The organism is Acinetobacter sp. NIPH 817, from assembly GCF_000368405.1.
Classification (GTDB): domain Bacteria; phylum Pseudomonadota; class Gammaproteobacteria; order Pseudomonadales; family Moraxellaceae; genus Acinetobacter.
In genome coordinates, this window is record NZ_KB849420.1 from 827,308 (window position 1) to 845,597 (window position 18,290).

The 18,290-nt window shown below is 35.4% G+C and carries 14 protein-coding genes; 5 read left to right on the top strand and 9 right to left on the bottom strand.

Annotated features, from left to right (window positions below; translation table 11 throughout):
• The first annotated feature begins 2 nt into the window (after positions 1-2).
• The 4 genes from F968_RS07640 (at position 3) to F968_RS07650 (ending at position 3,323) form a co-directional block, all read left to right on the top strand.
• Positions 3-749 carry an alpha/beta hydrolase gene (locus tag F968_RS07640; RefSeq protein WP_004791892.1) on the top strand — a complete coding sequence of 249 codons (747 nt, stop codon included), beginning with the start codon at positions 3-5 and terminating at the stop codon, positions 747-749.
• A 565-nt stretch (positions 750-1,314) separates the two neighbouring features.
• Positions 1,315-1,599, top strand: coding sequence for a ubiquitination-like system serine protease family protein (locus F968_RS07645; protein WP_004791894.1), 285 nt, complete (start codon positions 1,315-1,317; stop codon positions 1,597-1,599).
• A 193-nt stretch (positions 1,600-1,792) separates the two neighbouring features.
• Positions 1,793-1,906: a hypothetical protein gene (locus F968_RS20600; RefSeq protein ID WP_228128898.1), complete on the top strand. Its 114-nt coding sequence runs from the start codon at positions 1,793-1,795 to the stop codon at positions 1,904-1,906.
• 238 nt (positions 1,907-2,144) lie between these two features.
• On the top strand, positions 2,145-3,323 hold the full coding sequence (locus F968_RS07650) for a S8 family peptidase (RefSeq protein WP_004791896.1): 1,179 nt from the start codon (positions 2,145-2,147) through the stop codon (positions 3,321-3,323).
• A 42-nt stretch (positions 3,324-3,365) separates the two neighbouring features.
• Here F968_RS07650 and F968_RS07655 read toward each other — a convergent pair whose 3' ends face one another.
• Together F968_RS07655 and F968_RS07660 are read right to left on the bottom strand one after the other, a co-directional pair.
• A complete protein-coding gene (locus F968_RS07655; RefSeq protein ID WP_004791898.1) occupies positions 3,366-4,820 on the bottom strand; it encodes a SulP family inorganic anion transporter in 1,455 nt (484 codons plus the stop codon).
• 225 nt (positions 4,821-5,045) lie between these two features.
• Positions 5,046-5,678 carry an SOS response-associated peptidase family protein gene (locus F968_RS07660; RefSeq protein ID WP_004791900.1) on the bottom strand — a complete coding sequence of 211 codons (633 nt, stop codon included), beginning with the start codon at positions 5,676-5,678 and terminating at the stop codon, positions 5,046-5,048.
• A 397-nt stretch (positions 5,679-6,075) separates the two neighbouring features.
• Between F968_RS07660 and F968_RS07665 the strand changes: the two genes are divergently transcribed.
• Entirely contained in the window at positions 6,076-7,515 is a 1,440-nt protein-coding gene (locus tag F968_RS07665; protein WP_004791902.1) for a glucose/sorbosone family PQQ-dependent dehydrogenase, read from the top strand.
• A 56-nt stretch (positions 7,516-7,571) separates the two neighbouring features.
• Here the strand turns inward: F968_RS07665 and F968_RS07670 are convergent, their stop codons facing one another.
• The 7 genes from F968_RS07670 to ptsP all read right to left on the bottom strand — a co-directional run bounded on the left by F968_RS07670 (position 7,572) and on the right by ptsP (position 18,082).
• Positions 7,572-8,015 (bottom strand): universal stress protein, encoded by a 444-nt coding sequence (locus F968_RS07670; RefSeq protein WP_004791904.1) that lies wholly within the window; start codon positions 8,013-8,015, stop codon positions 7,572-7,574.
• Between the two features lie 140 nt (positions 8,016-8,155).
• A complete protein-coding gene (locus tag F968_RS07675; protein ID WP_004791905.1) occupies positions 8,156-10,252 on the bottom strand; it encodes a sensor domain-containing protein in 2,097 nt (698 codons plus the stop codon).
• Positions 10,253-10,852: 600 nt separating this feature from the next.
• Positions 10,853-11,068, bottom strand: a complete 216-nt coding sequence (locus tag F968_RS07680) for a hypothetical protein (protein ID WP_004791907.1) — start codon at positions 11,066-11,068, stop codon at positions 10,853-10,855.
• Between the two features lie 180 nt (positions 11,069-11,248).
• The gene (locus F968_RS07685) at positions 11,249-11,713 is read right to left on the bottom strand and encodes a MarR family winged helix-turn-helix transcriptional regulator (RefSeq protein ID WP_004791909.1); all 465 of its coding nucleotides are present in this window, start codon (positions 11,711-11,713) and stop codon (positions 11,249-11,251) included.
• Between the two features lie 845 nt (positions 11,714-12,558).
• Positions 12,559-14,277 carry a fructose-specific PTS transporter subunit EIIC gene (locus tag F968_RS07690; protein WP_004791911.1) on the bottom strand — a complete coding sequence of 573 codons (1,719 nt, stop codon included), beginning with the start codon at positions 14,275-14,277 and terminating at the stop codon, positions 12,559-12,561.
• The gene (pfkB, locus tag F968_RS07695) at positions 14,264-15,211 is read right to left on the bottom strand and encodes a 1-phosphofructokinase (RefSeq protein ID WP_004791912.1); all 948 of its coding nucleotides are present in this window, start codon (positions 15,209-15,211) and stop codon (positions 14,264-14,266) included. The genes F968_RS07690 and pfkB overlap by 14 nt, the downstream gene beginning before the upstream one ends.
• Before the next feature lie 15 nt (positions 15,212-15,226).
• The gene (ptsP, locus tag F968_RS07700; protein WP_004791914.1) at positions 15,227-18,082 is read right to left on the bottom strand and encodes a phosphoenolpyruvate--protein phosphotransferase; all 2,856 of its coding nucleotides are present in this window, start codon (positions 18,080-18,082) and stop codon (positions 15,227-15,229) included.
• Positions 18,083-18,290: the final 208 nt, after the last annotated feature.

Genomic DNA, 18,290 nt, shown 5'->3' on the forward strand with positions numbered 1-18,290 from the left:
CTATGAGACCCTATGACAATGCTAGAACCGTGGCTAATGAACATGAGATATTGGCAGAATTTCAACGGACAAGTTTACTGAGCTACCAAGAGTTTATTCATATTGCAGATATTCAATATGGTCCGCACTCAAGATCAACTTTAGATTTATTCCCATTAGAGCAAGCCAAAAAGACTGTTATTTTTATTCATGGCGGCTATTGGCAATGGTGTGATAAGTCAGATTTTGCATTCATCGTACCGTATGTTCTAGCAAAAGGAGCCCAGTGTGTTCTTTTAGAATATGATCTGGCACCACAGAGCAAAATTTTAGATATTGTTTCTCAAGTTAATCAAGCTCTCGATTTTATTCGAGAGCAAGACTGGCGAACCGACGAGGTGATTTTGGTTGGGCATTCGGCAGGGGCGCATCTGGCTGCTTCGTCATTAGGCCATCCACTCATATCTGAGATGGTGTTGTTAAGTGGGATTTATGACTTAAGGCCTATACAGAGCACTCATTTAAACCATGCTCTCAATCTTTCAAGCGAAGATATCTTAAAATATAGTCCTATTCATCACAGTGATCGAATTACTATCCCATGTTCAATTTTCTGTGGTGAACTTGAGCTCGAAGAATTGAAATGGCAAAGCCAAAATTATTTTGAAATTAAAAAAGAGCAAGATAAGGATTTTGTTTCTTTTAAGCTTATTCCTAAAATTAATCATTATTCTATTTTAGAGCACTATTTTAAGTCGATATTAGTTTAAGCAGTCGAATTACAATATATGCAATGTGATTGTATGATTAATTAATTTTATAAAATAGAAAGATAAAGTGTGAGGTGAATCACATCTTAACCTGTTTTTTTATAGAAATTATTTATTGTTGTTGACCTAACAGTGGAACTTAATTAGATTAAAAAGATAGTGCTTTCTCACTAGACAATAAATTGTTTAGCTGTTGTTTAGTTGAGTTTTTAAGTCCGTAGCTTCCCAAGATGCGGACTTTTTTATTTTACTTTTAAAAACAATAAGATAAAGGGTGATGTAGCTATAATATCTATCCAAAGATTAATATGAATGAATAAGATATACCTGTGATAAATAAGAAATAAATTAGGATTTTCTTTTCATGATTTAACTTGAATTATCATTTAATAAATAGATTAATTAAAATATAAGCTTACTAATCATTCATGAGTTTGTCATATAGGCTCGATAAAATATAAGAAAATAAAAATTATAAAAATAATTAAATAATATATATAGCATTTGAAAGTAATTAATTTAGTCGGTCTCATGAGTTGGTTTTTTTATTTATAAAGGAGCCTTTATGAAAGTACAATATTTTGAAGGTGACATGTATAAACATATGTGTCCAGGTTGCGGGTATCTTCACTATATTCCTGTACATTATCCTTTTTCTAATGGTAACCAGTGGACTTTTAATCATGATTTGGAAAAACCAACTTTTGATCAGCTCATAATTATGTATGGGCATTGTAATTACTTTATTAAAGGTGGTTTTATTGAATATAGTGTTAACTGTAGACATCATTTAGCAGGATGTACGGTTGAGTTGCCAGAACTAAAATTAAAAAATTATAGGTTTTATTAATTTTGGTATTTGTATTATATATTTAAGATCATTTAAAATTTTTATAATCGGTAAGTAATAAAGACTTTTTTAATATATCTTTACATGTTTAATACTAAATACGTATAGTTAAAGAAATTGTAAATTTATTTTGGTTGAAGCTAGGATTGAAATTTGCAAAAATTTATATAATTCACTGTTTTATATTTTATTTATGGATATCTGGAAATTTTTAAGAAGTTTTAACACCATTGGAACATATCTCATTATTTCTACATTTATATTGTTTTTAATGATTATATATTTTTACATTATACATCCCAATTAATCTAAATTATCAATAGACTAAAATAATCTTCGATTTTTTAATTTATTTGAACTGGTTCTCACTTTTAATTGAAAAAGATAAGAGTATTGTATAGACCCAAGTTTTATGAAAATATAACTTGGTTATAATACATGGAGAATATAATAAAAATTCCTTTCTAAAAAATTTTAACCTCTAAATATAAAGACTGTATTGATCATAACAACGATGTCTGAAGTAAAAAATATGGAGATTTTTTATGAAATTTTGCCAAATATCGGCTGCTTTCTTATCAATGGCCGCCGTCAATCTAGTCCATGCAGCACCTGCTACAACAAATTCTGTATTAAGTTCCTCTGAAGCAAAAGGAATTATTAAAAACCAATATATTGTTATTCTCAATAAGGATGTTGGCCCTTCTAATGATTTTGCACAAAGTATTGCTAAAGAACATGGGGGAAAGATATTACAGACTTACGATACTGTACTTAAGGGATTTGCAATTTATTTACCCGATGTTGCGGGTACTGCTTTTGTTGAAGCCATGAAAAAAAATCCCAAAGTTCTTTCAGTAGAAAATGACACAGTCATGAAAATTGATGCAACTACACAAAGCAATCCAGATTGGGGCTTAGACCGTATTGATCAGAAAACTTTACCTTTAGATTCAGCTTATTCATATTTACAAACAGGTTCGGGCACAACAGCTTATATTGTTGATACCGGAATATTATCTACACATCAACAGTTCTCTGGGCGGGTATTAAGTGGCTATACCGCGATATCTGACGGAAATGGTACAACAGATTGTAATGGACATGGTACTCATGTAGCAGGAACAGTTGGTGGGAGTACGTATGGTGTTGCTAAAAACGTAAGTTTAGTACCAATACGAATTTTAGGATGTGATGGGTCTGGTGCTTCGAGTAACGTGATTGCAGGGTTAGATTGGATATTAAAAAATGGTAAAAAGCCTGCTGTGGTGAATATGTCTTTAGGCGGTGATGCGAACACATCCTTAGATAGCGCGGTAGAAAACTTATTTAATAACGGTTATGTGATGGTTGTTGCTGCAGGAAATTCTAATGCAGATGCATGTAGTTCTTCTCCAGCAAGAGTGAGTAAAGCAATTACTGTCGCTGCTACAGATGATACTGATACTCGAGCGAGTTATTCTAACTATGGAAGCTGCGTTGATATTTTTGCGCCGGGAAGCCAGATTAATTCTTCATGGATTGGAAGTAATACAGCAACTAAAGTTTTAAATGGAACTTCAATGGCTACTCCACATGTTGTTGGTGTCGTAGCTGAAATGTTGCAAAGTACACCTACTGCAACACCTCAGACCATCTCGACCAATCTTTTAAATCAAGCAAGTAGTAATGTGGTAAAAAATCCTTCTGGTAGCCCAAATCGGCTGTTATATAAATCACCTTAATAAAGGAATTTTAAAATTGGAAAAGGTCCCTAAGGACCTTTTTTAGATTTTTGCATGAGTACCGTATTTATCAATCATGATTGAACTGGCTTCATTTAAGCCGCGAACCGTTACCTTAATACCGTTCTTTTGAAATTTATTTACTACTGAATCTAGCATGGCAACTGAAGTCACGTCCCAAATATGAGAGTGGGTAAGATCAATAATGACTTCTTTAATTTCTTCTTTAAAGTTAAAACTTTGCATAAATTTTTCAGATGAACTGAAAAATATTTGACCTCTTAATTCATATAGACGAGCTTGATTCTCGAATGAAGTTTCTATACGAATATCGTTTTCAAGTTTATTTGCTAAGAAAAGTGCTGAAAGTAATACTCCAGTTAATACACCTAACGCTAAGTTATGGGTAGCAACCACTACAATAACTGTAGCGATCATAACGACATTACTACTTTTAGGATTATTTTTAAATTGAGTCAGAGAGCTCCACTCAAAAGTACTGATCGATACCATAATCATGACAGCAACCAGAGCTGCCATAGGAATCACCTTTAACCAATCACTTAAAAATACAACTAAAATAAGTAAGAATATGCCTGCGCAGAAAGTGGATAAACGTGTACGACCACCCGATTTTACATTAATCATTGATTGACCAATCATGGCGCAACCAGCCATGCCGCCCATAAAACCTGAAGCAATATTTGCGATACCTTGCCCTTTACATTCTTGAAATTTATCACTAGATGTATCTGTCATTTCATCAATGATTGTTGCAGTCATCATTGATTCAAGTAAGCCAACCGCGGCAAGGGCCAAAGAATATGGAAGAATAATAAGAAGGGTTTCTAAATTTAACGGAATATTCGGAATTAGAAATATAGGTAACGTATCTGGTAATGACCCCATATCGCCAACCGATCGAACGTCAAGACCTAAAAAAATAGCGAGTAATGTGACTACTACAATACAAATAAGTGGCGAGGGAAAGAACTTTCCAATTTTTGGAATATAGGGGAAAAGGTAAATAAATCCTAAACCAATTGCTACTAGTAAGTAGACATGCCATGTCACATTTACCAATTCTGGTAATTGAGCCATAAAGATGAGTATGGCGAGGGCATTAACGAATCCAATAACCACCGATTTAGAAACAAAACGCATGAGTTTGGCGAGTTTGAAATATCCTGCCAAAATCTGTATGACGCCAGTCAATACCGTTGCTGCAAATAAGTATTGAAGTCCATGATCCTTTACGAGCGTTGTCATAACCAAAGCCATTGCGCCTGTAGCCGCCGAAATCATAGCGGGACGACCGCCTACGAAAGAAATAATAACGGCAATACAAAAGGATGCATATAAACCGACTTTGGGATCTACACCCGCAATAATTGAAAATGCAATTGCTTCTGGAATTAAAGCAAGACCCACAACAAGACCGGAAAGAATATCTGCGCGGACATTAGAGAACCATTGTTCTCGGACATTCGATAACATGAGAAATAGCCTAAGTTCTAAATTTTGAAAGGCTAGTGATGTGATATACCAACACAAGCGACTACACCACATCACTAAACAGTGATGAGTTATTTACAGGAGATAAGCGTAAATAAACTTAAGGTGGCGTAAGTGTCATAGGTATAGAGAGTTTGAGGCATTTAAAAGTGCCCGAAGAATAGCATAAGTTTTTAAAGTTGACTAACCTAAATCGACTAAACCGATTTAATCATAATTCTTCATTTCAGCTTTCGGCATTGAAGTAAACTCATTCGAAGGCATATCTAAGAAAAAGTCTTTTGCTTCAGAATGAGTGCAGTTGAGCCAATCATTTCTGAGATGATCCGGTATCACAATAACCGAACGTTTTTCATCATCCGGTTTATGAAATTGTTTCATAAAAGGGTGATGATCAGCATTGATTGTTAATAGCGACATTGATCTCACTTTCTGTTCATCAATAAGTGTTTCCTCAAAGATCGCAGCCAGTGTAAAAGGTTGCCCATCTTGCCGAAAAATACCATACCAATGTGCTTTTCCATTGATATATTTAGGTTCATAAATGGCTTCAACAGGAATAAGCGCAAATTGGTCATTTAACCAAGCATGTTTAAAAGAGCGCTTTTGTTGTACTGTCTCTGTTCTGGCATTATAAGTTGCATATTTGAAAGCAATTTCTTTGGCATAAGGGGGAAGCATTCCAAATTTAGCTTTTCTCCACTCAAGCTCATTTTGATTCAATAAAAGGAGTGGACAATCATTACTTGGGAAAATATCCATCTTATATTCAAAAGTGGGTTCAAATAACTCTAATTGATTGGCATGTGTTTTCTTAAGAGGTTTAAAGTTTGCACACATAAGACACCTTCATTATTGTAAAAATAGCTCTCAATTACAGCTTCTAACTTTTAGTCTTTCATGATGTATATTTTTATAATTAGAATTGTCTCTTTGAGTATTAATTTTTAACTATCAATTGCTTCGTTAATAAATATTTATTTAACTCCTGGCCATTTTAAAAAAAATTTCAGATATAAAATTAATAGAATAGATAAATCGTATAGTTAAGTTGCTCATCTTAAAGAGAGTTTTTTCATTTTTAATAGCTACTTTTATGCAACAGAGCCTTTCAGAAATTTGGATTTTAATAGATTTGTTATTCATCATAATACAAATCATATAGAGAACTCGTACAAACCCTTTATTAGAGGTTTAAAAATTCTCGGAAAATTTTGACAATTTATAAGGTGGACACATGAATAAACATTTATTGGCTAAAATTGCTTTATTAGGCGCTGCTCAGCTAATTACACTCTCAGCCTTTGCTGATGTTCCTCTAACTCCATCTCAATTTGCTAAAGCGAAATCAGAAAACTTTGACAAGAAAGTTATTCTATCTAATTTAAATAAGCCACATGCTTTGTTGTGGGGACCTGATAATCAAATTTGGTTAACAGAGCGGGCAACAGGCAAGATTTTAAGAGTGAATCCAGAGTCAGGTAGCGTAAAAACAGTTTTTCAGGTGCCTGAGATTGTAAATGATGCTGATGGACAAAATGGTTTATTAGGCTTTGCTTTCCATCCTGATTTTAAAAATAATCCTTATATCTATATTTCAGGTACATTTAAAAATCCGAAATCTACAGATAAAGAACTACCGAATCAAACGATTATTCATCGATATACCTATAACAAGTCAACTGATACGCTTGAGAAGCCAATCGATTTATTAGCAGGATTACCTTCATCGAAAGACCATCAATCCGGTCGTCTTGTCATTGGTCCAGACCAAAAGATTTATTATACGATTGGTGACCAAGGGCGTAACCAGCTTGCTTATTTATTCTTGCCAAATCAGGCACAGCATACGCCGACTCGACAAGAAGTGAGTAGCAAAGACTATCATACCTATATGGGTAAAGTACTACGCTTAAATCTTGATGGAAGTATTCCAAAAGATAACCCAAGTTTTAACGGGGTGGTTAGCCATATTTATACGCTCGGACACCGTAATCCACAGGGCTTAGCATTTACTCCGAATGGAAAACTATTGCAATCTGAACAGGGCCCAAACTCTGACGATGAAATTAATCTCATTGTTAAAGGGGGGAACTATGGTTGGCCAAATGTAGCAGGTTATAAAGATGACAGTGGTTATGCCTATGCAAATTATTCAGCAGCAACCAATAAAGCACAAATTAAAGATTTAGGGCAAAACGGAGTAAAAGTAGCGGCAGGTGTACCTGTAACGAAAGAGTCTGAATGGACTGGTAAAAACTTTGTACCGCCGTTAAAAACTTTATATACCGTGCAGGATACCTATAACTATAATGACCCAACGTGTGGGGATATGACCTACATTTGCTGGCCAACCGTTGCACCGTCATCTGCTTATGTCTATAAGGGCGGCAAAAAAGCAATTGCGGGTTGGGAAAATACATTATTAGTTCCATCTTTAAAACGCGGAGTTATTTTCCGTATTAAGTTAGATCCAACTTACAGTGCTACTTATGATGACGCTGTGCCGATGTTTAAAAGCAACAACCGCTATCGTGACGTGATTGCAAGTCCAGATGGGAATGTTTTATACGTGTTGACTGATACTGCTGGAAATGTCCAAAAAGATGATGGTTCTGTAACGAATATATTAGAAAATCCAGGATCTCTAATTAAATTTACATATAAAGCTCAGTAACACAGGCCATTAAAAAACCGATCTACATAAGATCGGTTTTTTTAGATTAAGAAAAACTACTCAGTTACGACTAATACCGGTAAATGAATTTCTCCTAAAAGAGCTTGAGTCACACTTCCTAAGAAGAACTTTTTAAACCCTTTTCGACCATGAGAACCAATCACTAATAGGTCTGCTTTGAGTTCAGTAGCGGCTTTAATAATTTCTGTGTGAATTGTTTGACCCTCAACAATTTTTGTTTCAACAGAAATTCCATGTTGGCTAAATTGTTCTTTCGCTTGGTCTAAAATACCCTGAATAGATGCTCTAGCTTTATTAAAGTAATCCTGTGCTAATTCTGTACTATCAATGAATTCTACAGAAATAAAAGGATCTATAGTAAGCGCATATACTAGAGTCACTTTACTACCAAAGGCCTTAGCAAGTGTTGCTGCATGATTGACAGCAATGAGTGAAGTAGGAGAACCATCGACTGGAACCAAGATATGGTGATAACTCATATATTGCTCCTTATTGTCCTGTGACAATGTATGGTGCCAAAACACCGATTTATTATCTTTATGCTTATATTATGAACAATTTTTGAAAGATTATTGTTTATTTTTAGTATGAAGAAAAGTGAGAGATTTTATTATAAATTTTATCTTAAAGCGTGATAGTGACTTTCTAAGTAAGGTTGATTCTGTTTAAGTATTGAAATGACTTGATTGGCATCTATAGCAGATTCAAACAAAAATCCTTGGCCTATGCTATATCCAAATTGTCGAAGTAGTTCTTCTTGTTCAGAGGTCTCTATTCCTTCTGCAATAAGTCCCAGTGATAAATTTGGAGCAAGTAGCCCAATTGCTTGAACAATCGCATAAATTGATGGGTCATGCTGCATCTTTTGTATAAAACTACAGTCTACTTTTAAACTATCAATTGGATAGTCACGGATATGGGTAAGTGATGAAAAACCTGTACCAAAGTCATCTAGAGCAATATGTACACCATGTTGTTTTAATTTATTAAGTGCACGGATCACATACTCTGAACCTCTATCGCCCAACATATGTTCAGTGACTTCTACTTCAATATAATGTGTTGGAATTTGAAATTGATTGATCTTTTTCAAAAGCCGTTCAGCATAGTTGTCTCTTAGAAACTCAACTGGAGCAGCATTGAGTGAAACAGGAAGAGGTTTAATACCAAGATCTATCCATTTTGCGATATCACGTAAAACTTGATGTTGCATCGTTTCACCGATTTTACTCGCTAAATTATAATCTTTAAAAGCCTCTGCAATTTGAGAAGGGTAACCTCTTTGAGCGGAAGTTGTATGCCATCGTAATAAAGCTTCAAAACCTACAACACGATGAGTTTTTAAATCGACTTTAGGTTGATAGTAGGGCTGGATGGTATGATGACGAATAAGCTGACGTGCTAAATTAAGCTGAGAAGCGACTGTTTCGGTCATCTGCATCATGCATGGGTCATACATGCGAATACCACCACGGCCACGTGCTTTTAAATCATGCAATGCCATATCTGCACAACTGAGTAAACCTGATTGATCGACGGCATCTTGAGGATAAATCGCACAACCAATACTCATACCACCATTTAGAACATTGCCTAAATAGGTAATAGGTTGATTTAGTTGTTGAAGTAAGATTGCGGCTAAGTCTCGCACATCACTTTCAGATTTAAGGTTATTAATAATAACTGCAAATTCATCTCCACCCAGTCTTGCGACAAAGCATCTTTCATCATCAAAACAATGACTAAACCGTTTGGATAAAACTTTTAAAAGATGGTCACCTGCGCTATGCCCTAATGTGTCATTAATATGCTTAAAATGATCAAGGTCAATTAATAGTAAACCCACACTTGTTTGGCTGTCTTTTGAATATGCAAGAGTGCGTTTAAGTTGAAATTTAAATGAACGCCGATTACATAACCCGGTCAGCTCATCTCTTTCACTCATATTTCTAAGTTGATTTTCTGTCAGATGCTGTTGAGTGACGTTACGGGATACACACAGTATTTGTATGATTTCACCATTTTCCCGATGAATCGGGGTCAGCATATTATCCCAATATTCGGGGTTCTGATCTGGTAAACAACTCATTCCTGCGAATCTGGCAACTTTGCCTTGAAGGGCTTTTTTTAAAGCCACACGACCACGTTTACGAATATGAGGTGGCAATAGCTCAAGCCATTTCATCCCAAATTTTGTTTCATCGACAGGGACACCTAGAGCGAGGCATCCTGATTTATTCATATGAGAAACGGTGCCGTCTACATTTAATACTTTAATGCAATCTACACTGATGTCTAACATTTGATTTTGTATTTCAATATTCTTTTGCAAGTTTTGTTGCTCTTGAATATCGTGATCAATATCTAAAAAGCTGACATACCATTCGCTGGCTAAAGACGAGCCGCGATATTTGGATGCTTGAATGGAAAGTTTGCACCATCTATATTGATTGCCACTTTGTAAAAGTCGGCATTTTAATTCTATTCTTTTTTGCAGGCGAATTGCTTCGAGCCATCTATTTTTGACTTCGTCTAAATCGACAGGAGATATAAAATCTAACCATTGCTGAGGTAATGGAGAAAAAGTATCCTGCCAATATTCTGTACACTCTACATTGCAATATAATATCAAGCCATTTTCATCACTGACCCAAGTCGGTAGTGGAATCTGCTCAACAATAAAATGCTTTTGGGTGTTGTTCGACATTGAAGTCATAACATGCCTAGAAAGATTGTATGGGCGGGTAATCTAATTATTAGTCGTTATTGTAATCTTTCTGTAGTAATCAAAACAGTAATAAATAAATTTCAATTGTCTTTTTTTTGAACTAAAATTTAGATCTTAAATAAATTATATACTTAATATTTAATTTATGTTTTTGTTATTTATTGATTTTTATCTTTCTTAAGTTAAAAAAAGATTTATGCTTATTTTTGTAAAAAACTTATTAAAACAGAAGCTTATATTCGTCTTTACAGCGCTGTCTTAATAAAACCTGTAGAAATAAATTATAAAAAAGACATGAAGTAAATTGTGATGGATAAAATTTTAATAAAACAAAATTTAACCATAATATATATAAGAGCGGAGATTTTAAAAAGTCTAAAAAATACAATAACCACCATTAAGTTTACAAAAGTAATATAAAATAAAGGCTTATATTATCGTAAAATTCTTTCCATCAAGAAGGATATATATTTCCTTTTTGTGCATTTTATAGCCTACATTTTCCCCAAGATGTAGGTTTTTTTTATCCTTAATTTTTGACTTTATAATCTTTAAATATTAAAAATAAAAAAAGCCAAATGGCTTTTTTTATATAGTTTCAGGTTTTTTCAACTCTTGTTGAATATAAAGATTCATATAATATTGTTCAATATAATCATCAGCATAGTTGTTTGCTAAGGTTTTTGTTGCCACTTGTTCATGTTTTAAATAGCAGTTTGATTCGAGGTCTTTTTCAAGCACCCACCATTGACGGTTAATACGACGCACTTGAAACTTGTCACTTTTGTATTTTCTTTTAGCCATTTTCAAAAATTTGCTATGCAGTTGTTGAAAGAGAATTTCTACTGGAGTTAAGGACTCAAGTCAACAGATGAGAAGTTATTTGCTTATTTTATGTGAAGTGTTGTTTTTATCAATACTCAGACGAGGCATTAAAATAGAAAAGCTCTCCTAAGAGAGCTTAATAATATGTCTATCTTATTTTTAACGAGAAAGATTCTTTAAAAGTAATTTTAAACTTTCCATCATTTTTTCTAATTGCAAAGGGGTGATACCTTCGAAAGATTGTTCGAGTACTACGCTGGTTAGATCATTAATCTTATTGATCATTTCAGTACCCTTGTCTGTAAGTACTACACGGGTGATTCGACCATCGGTCTGGCAAGAATAGGTTTCCACCAAACCTTCATCTTTTAAACGATAAACAATCTTGGTAGTCGTCGACATTTTTGAAATAATCATATCTGAAAGTTCAGAAACACTCGCATGGGGCTTACTACTTAAAGCCAACATAATGCGTCGACGTGAGTTATCTAAACCATATTTTTTTAAAGCATTATCAATGTTTTGTACATACTGAGCATGTACTTGAGTAATCCAATAATATGGAAAATCTTCAAGAGTAAAAGATTCTGTTGTAGGTAAAAAACGCGCATACTTCTTTGTCATTGACTTTTCCCCATACCTTGGTGGATCGCATTTCTGGTGAACTATCTTTAATAGTTGAAAAATATAGTTTCATCAAGCAAGTTATATCAGGACTTTACTTGGTGAGCAAAATTTATATAGCTAAATTTAACAATGACATGGTTTAAAGGATCTTGTCTTGATAAGTTTTCCTATACTTTGCACAAACTAAAAATACTCTTCTACTATGGTCAAAGTTTGTTGAAAGTTAATGTGACTTGATGAGTCATAGCCATTAATTCCTTAAAATCTTTGAACAGATATACAAGATTGCATCTAGGCTTGCTTGATCGTTAATTGAACGATATTGGCTTACAAGCGCATCGTAGAAAAAAAATGATGATTTGAACGTGGCATTGAACGAGATAGTTTTTGTCTCTAAAGTCATAATTATGAAAAATTAAGATATTTAAATAATAAATATTTATAAATATCAATTATTTGTTTAATTTTATGGGTTGTGAAATTTACCATACATTTAACATGAATCATCTATTATTTAGTGAAATAAATTTGATTTATTTATTAACTTATTGATTATTATATATAAAATTAAATACCTGATGGAGTGGTTAACTTTGTATATTTAGCTTTTTTGTCTATAAATTATATTTTTAAGAGTTTTTGCTCATGTTCATGCTACTCATCTCCTAAATCGCAGATAGGTTCACTTTAACAATAAAGTTGGGGGAAGTACTAGCGCAGCTTATAGCAACAGTTATTTAGATTAAATTATGCGAATAACGTAAAGCGGATAATTGAAGGGTTTTCTTTGATGAAACATATGACATGTAAAAAAGGGAGAATTTATATTCTCCCTTTTTAAATTATGCAGTGGTCACAATTTTTTCTTCTATTTTTTTCTTAACAATCGCATAGCTTATGCCTGTAACGATACTACCTGCTGCAATGGCAGCAAGATATAGCCAAGCATGGTTAATTGCATTTGGAATTAAAAGAACAAATACGCCGCCGTGAGGAGTAACTAATTCGCAATGGAATAATGCAACAAGTGCTCCAGTTACAGCGCCACCTAAAATGCAAGTTGGAATAACACGCATTGGGTCTTTAGCTGCAAAGGGAATAGCACCCTCGGAAATAAAACATAAACCTAATACGAAAGCAGCCTTACCTGCATCTTTCTCTCCTGTACTAAATTTATTTTTAGCAATGAAAGTCGCAATAGCCATACCAATAGCAGGAACCATACCACCCGCCATTGTTGCTGCCATTGGCATATAGGTATTTGTTGTCAATAATCCCACAGTAAAAGCGTAGGCTGCCTTATTGATTGGACCGCCTAAATCGATACACATCATGCTTGCTAATATAATTCCCATTAACACAGCATTTGTTGTACCCATGTTATTTAAGAAGTCTTTCATTAGCTCGAAAATATGTGCTACAGGTTGTCCAACCACATAGAACATAATTAGACCGACAAATAATGTACCTAATAATGGAATAATTAAAATCGGTTTAAGTGCCTCTAAACTTGTAGGAAGTTTAAGTTTTTTAGCAATAAATAGTGCGATATAACCCGCAAGAAAACCTGAAACAATACCGCCTAAAAAACCTGCTTGTAGCTGAGAGGCGAGTAAGCCCCCAATTAAACCAGGTGCAAGACCAGGGCGATCAGCAATTGAGTAGGCAATATAGCCCGATAACATCGGGACCATGAGCATAAATGCGGCAGCGCCAATTTGTTTTAATATAGCGGGTAAACTTCCAGTTTGCTCAGCAGCATTTAAGCCAAAGCATAAGGAGAGAGCAATTAACAGACCTCCAGCTACTACCATTGGCAACATAAAAGAAACACCAGTTAAGAGATGTTTATATACGCCAACTTTTTCGGTTTTATCTTTATTTTCTGTCGATGCTTGTTGCTTACCTTGTTCTAAAACTTGCGCATTGCTGATTGCTTCAGCAAGGGCTTTATCTGTTTGCTTTAGAGCAAAACCTGTACCACACCGATAAACACGCTTACCTACAAAACGGTCTGTGTTAACTTCAATGTCAGTCGCAAGAATCACAATGTCCGCTTCAGCAATAGCTTGGGCTGATAAAATATTTTTTGCACCAACAGAACCTTGTGTTTCTACTTCAATCTCATATCCAAGCTTTTCTGCACCTTGTTGTAAAGCTTCGGCAGCCATAAAAGTATGGGCAACACCCGTAGGACACGCAGTGATTGCTACAAACTTTTTAGTAGTAGTTACTGCTAAGCTATTATCACTTAGCCAATCTTGAGCTGGCTTAAAGTGATCTAAGGCAGTTTGGAAAGCTGTGTGAGCATCATTTTTTATCTCTTCAATGCTAATGAAAGATAATGGATATGTACCAAAACTATTAAGATCTTTCGGGCGTTGTCCAACAACAATGACTTGGTCAAAGTTTTCACTTATTTCAAATTCATCAAGCGAAATAATGTTATTTGTATAACCCTGTTGGGATGCGACTTGTGCAAGTTTCCGAGCTAAAATCAAAGCATTGACTTGCTGTTGCGGACTATTAATGACAAATAATAAATGTTTAGCAGTTAGCATCAGATTCACTCAATGAATTGATTGTAGTTTGGGCTTTTAACTGGTTTAGCGTTTCAGCATTGGGAATACGAAAGCCAATTTGTGTGACGGCATGGCTTGCGATTGCGGTAGCAGTTTTTAATGTTTCTTCATCAGAGAAGCCATTTATTAAGCCATGAATCATGCCTGCTAAAAGAGAGTCACCTGCACCAACGGTACTTTTAACGATCACTTTAGGGGCTTTTGCATGAAGCGGGTGAGTGTCGTGTAGCCAGTTTACACCGTCTTCACCCATCGAAATAACGACATGCTCAATTTTAGCTAAGTTTTCAAAAAGCTTTTTTTGTTCAGCGTAAGTCGCGGCAGGGAGTTGATAGCTTTCTACTAACTCATCTGTATTTGGCTTAATCATCCATGGTTGACATTCAATTGCAGCGACCAATGCTTTACCACTTGTATCAAGTGCAACTTTTTTTCCTTGCTGTTGAATGAGCTTAATAAGTTGCTGTAATTCATCAACACTAAAACCTTGTGGAAGGCTTCCGGCAATGGCAACCACATCTACCTGTGGCAAAATCATTTCGATTTTTTGAAAGAGGTTCTTTTTATCTAGTTCAGAAACTAAGAAACCTTTTCCATTTAAATCGGTCATACGCCCAGAATGTTCAGCAATTTTTATATTTTGACGAGTCTCGCCTTTAATATAAATAAATTCAGGTTGGAATTGAGCTTCTTTAAAATGATCATCAAAAATTTGTTTGTTCGTTGTTCCTAGAAAGCCAGAAACAATAACTTTATGCCCCAAATCTTTTAAAACTTGTGCAATATTTAATCCTTTGCCTGCTGCATGTATTTCTACAGATTCTTGGCGATTTACCTCGCCAACCTGTAACTCATTGAGTTGTATCGTTACATCAATTGCAGGATTTAAAGTAATTGTTAAAACTTTAGCCATTACTGTTCCTAATCTTTAGATTTCTTGTTCGGATAACTGACGTACAGCAGTAGCGCTCTCACATTGTAGTGCGCTTTTTGCAAGCGCTTGAGCTTGGCTGTAGTTAAGTGTACGAATTTGGGCTTTTACTAAAGGAATACTATTTGGAGACATGCTGAGCTCATCTACGCCTAATCCCATAAGAATCGGTACAGCTTTTGGATCAGCTGCGAGTTCGCCGCATATACCCACCCATTTGCCATGCTTGTGCGCAGCTTTTACAGTGTGATCAATCAATTGCAAAATACTTGGGTGGAGGCCATCTGCTTCAGCCGAGAGGATAGGGTGACCACGGTCAATAGCTAAAGTATATTGGGTTAAGTCATTTGTTCCTATACTGAAAAAGTCCACTTCTTGAGCAAGAATAGGCGCAAGTAAAGCAGCAGAAGGAACTTCTATCATAATACCAACTTGTAAGTCAGCGCATGGATGTGCAGCTTTAACTTCATCCAGAATAGCTTTGGCAGCACGCCATTCTTCCACACGGCCAATCATTGGAAACATGATTCGTAAAGGACGATCATCTGCGGCTTTAAGCAAAGCGATAAGTTGTTGACGTAACAGCTCTGGCTGTCTTAATGTCAAACGGATACCTCTTAGGCCTAAAAATGGATTTTCTTCTTCAGCAATTGGAAGGTAAGGAAGTGGTTTGTCACCACCTACATCAAGAGTACGTACTACAAGTGGGCGACCAGCCAGAGCATCTAGCACAACACGGTAATCTGCTTCTTGAGTAGCTTCACTTGGAGCACTGCTATGAGCCATAAAAACAAGCTCTGTTCTAAGTAAGCCAATTGCTTCAGCACCACATTCTACTGCATGAGCTGTAGCTTGAACTTTTCCTAAATTGGCAGCAACTTCAATTTGATGTTGATCTAGGGTAATCGCAGGTTCTTGGCTGTGACGTTCAGCCTCTTCACGAATTTTTTGTTGAAGCTCTCGTTCTTGTTTTGCTTGTTCGATTTGCTGAGTATTCGGGTTTAATACAAAAGTTCCTGTATCTCCATTAATTAAAAGAGAACTTTTTTGTTCAATCTCTAGTACTTGATCACCAGCACCAACAATTGCAGGAATACCTAAAGCACGAGCAACAATAGCGCTATGTGCACTTGCACCGCCTATAGCTGTCAAAATACCCGCTACTCGATCTTTATTAAGGCGCGCCACATCACTTGGGCCCACATCATACATGATCAAAATATAAGGCTCTTTAGGTTCCTCGATGATAACCTCACCACAGAGCTGTGCTAAAACCCGATCGCCAATATCACGTAAGTCTGTAGCACGCTCAGCCAGTAAGCGGTCTGGTAAAGCTGCTTGCTCTTTAGCTGCTGCTTCAATATGTTCATGCCAAGCAGCAGGAGCAGAAAGGTTTAAGTTAATCTTTTGATAAACACCATTAATAAGATCTGGGTCGTCTAGCATTTCCAAATGTGCTTGGAAAATTTGCTTAATTTCAGCTACTTCAGATTTTGCAATAACTTGGTGAATATTGTTTTTAACTGCGTGAAGAGCAATATCAAGTTTCTCTTTTTCTGCTTTAACGCTTAAACCCATACGTTCATATTGATAAACCTTAGGTTTGATGACATGTACGGGGCCAAAAGCTAGACCACTAGAAGCTGGAATACCTGTATTTGTACTCAATGTTTTCGGCAATGATTTTACTGTTTGAGGAGATTGAGCTTCTTGGCTATCTGAAGATTGAATTGGTTCAACCTCTTCTCCTAAGCCTTGTTGCACGGCCTGAATAACTTTATCTAAAGCGTCTACAGCATCTGTTTCCGGTTCGGCAATAAAACGTAAAGTCTGGCCACGTTTACACCCTAAAGCTAAGAGGCGCGTCAAACTTTTGGCCGAAACAAAATTACCATCGTCTACTGCGACTTGAATATCACCTTGAAAACTTTTAGTTAAGTTCACCAAATGAGTCGCTGGTCGAGCATGTAAGCCATGGGCATTGGCTAATACAACTGAACGATGAGGCCAATCTGGAATAACATCAGCACCAATAATTTTAGCAATCTCATTTGGTGCTTGTGTTTGATCTAGCTGTGCGACTTGTTCTGGATTAAATAAAATATCAATCAGTCGGTTAAATCTTTGGCTATCTAACTGCTCATTGGCAGCAATACAGACGAGTGTATTCAGTTTTTGTCCATTTACATCTAAAGCATGGCGTGGTTTTACAATACTGATTGCTGGCTGTTGAACAAATTTATTGCTAGAAATAGACCAGATCTGGTCTTGTAACTGAATAACTTGATCTGGCTCAAGTGAGCTTAAAAAACCACATTTTACGAAATTATGTTTTTTGAGAATTTGAGAGGCTGACCACAATAAGTCTTCGATATCTTGAGATTCAATTTCAGTTTGAATTAAATTTTCGTGCAGAGTTAAGGATAGGGGTTGAGCTTGTAATAGTTCAATAATTTGCTCAGGTTGCGTCGCATTTTTTACTTGTTCACTTACATCCTGCATTAATGCTCTAGTTAATATTTGTAGTACTTGTAAATGTTCATCAGATTTTGCCGCAATAACTACAGCCAGATAAATCGTGTTTTCCCCATCCCATATTATTCCTTCAGGGAAGTGAGCTAATCGAATACCTGTTTGTAAAATAAATTCACGAGATTGTGGCGTACCATGTGGAATAGCAATACCTTGGCCTAAATAGGTAGCGCTTTGTTGTTCACGATTGATGAGTCCTGTTATATATTCAGGTGTAACTAACCCATCTTTTACTAATATATCTACTAGACACTGTAATGCATGCTTTTTATCAACAGCATGTTGATTCATATGAATATGTCGAGGCTCGAGTGCTAGCATACTTATCCTTGAACAATTTCTTAGGTTTTAACTAAAACAGAAAAAAAGAAGCTGTTTGTATTAAAATAGGTTGGTTTACCTGTTTTTAAACAACAGCTTCAGACAAATTACCATAGCAGAACTTTAAGTTTATATCGACGTATTTACGTAAATAATGCTTATTAAAAATACAAAGGAATCATGACTTAATATATTTTAGTTTTTTATG

Coding starts and splice junctions, on each gene's coding strand:
- F968_RS07640 (WP_004791892.1), top strand. CDS start 3: ATGAGACCCTATGACAATGCTAGAACCGTGGCTAATGAACATGAGATA.
- F968_RS07645 (WP_004791894.1), top strand. CDS start 1,315: ATGAAAGTACAATATTTTGAAGGTGACATGTATAAACATATGTGTCCA.
- F968_RS20600 (WP_228128898.1), top strand. CDS start 1,793: ATGGATATCTGGAAATTTTTAAGAAGTTTTAACACCATTGGAACATAT.
- F968_RS07650 (WP_004791896.1), top strand. CDS start 2,145: ATGAAATTTTGCCAAATATCGGCTGCTTTCTTATCAATGGCCGCCGTC.
- F968_RS07655 (WP_004791898.1), bottom strand. CDS start 4,820: ATGTTATCGAATGTCCGAGAACAATGGTTCTCTAATGTCCGCGCAGAT.
- F968_RS07660 (WP_004791900.1), bottom strand. CDS start 5,678: ATGTGTGCAAACTTTAAACCTCTTAAGAAAACACATGCCAATCAATTA.
- F968_RS07665 (WP_004791902.1), top strand. CDS start 6,076: ATGAATAAACATTTATTGGCTAAAATTGCTTTATTAGGCGCTGCTCAG.
- F968_RS07670 (WP_004791904.1), bottom strand. CDS start 8,015: ATGAGTTATCACCATATCTTGGTTCCAGTCGATGGTTCTCCTACTTCA.
- F968_RS07675 (WP_004791905.1), bottom strand. CDS start 10,252: ATGACTTCAATGTCGAACAACACCCAAAAGCATTTTATTGTTGAGCAG.
- F968_RS07680 (WP_004791907.1), bottom strand. CDS start 11,068: ATGGCTAAAAGAAAATACAAAAGTGACAAGTTTCAAGTGCGTCGTATT.
- F968_RS07685 (WP_004791909.1), bottom strand. CDS start 11,713: ATGACAAAGAAGTATGCGCGTTTTTTACCTACAACAGAATCTTTTACT.
- F968_RS07690 (WP_004791911.1), bottom strand. CDS start 14,277: ATGCTAACTGCTAAACATTTATTATTTGTCATTAATAGTCCGCAACAG.
- pfkB (WP_004791912.1), bottom strand. CDS start 15,211: ATGGCTAAAGTTTTAACAATTACTTTAAATCCTGCAATTGATGTAACG.
- ptsP (WP_004791914.1), bottom strand. CDS start 18,082: ATGCTAGCACTCGAGCCTCGACATATTCATATGAATCAACATGCTGTT.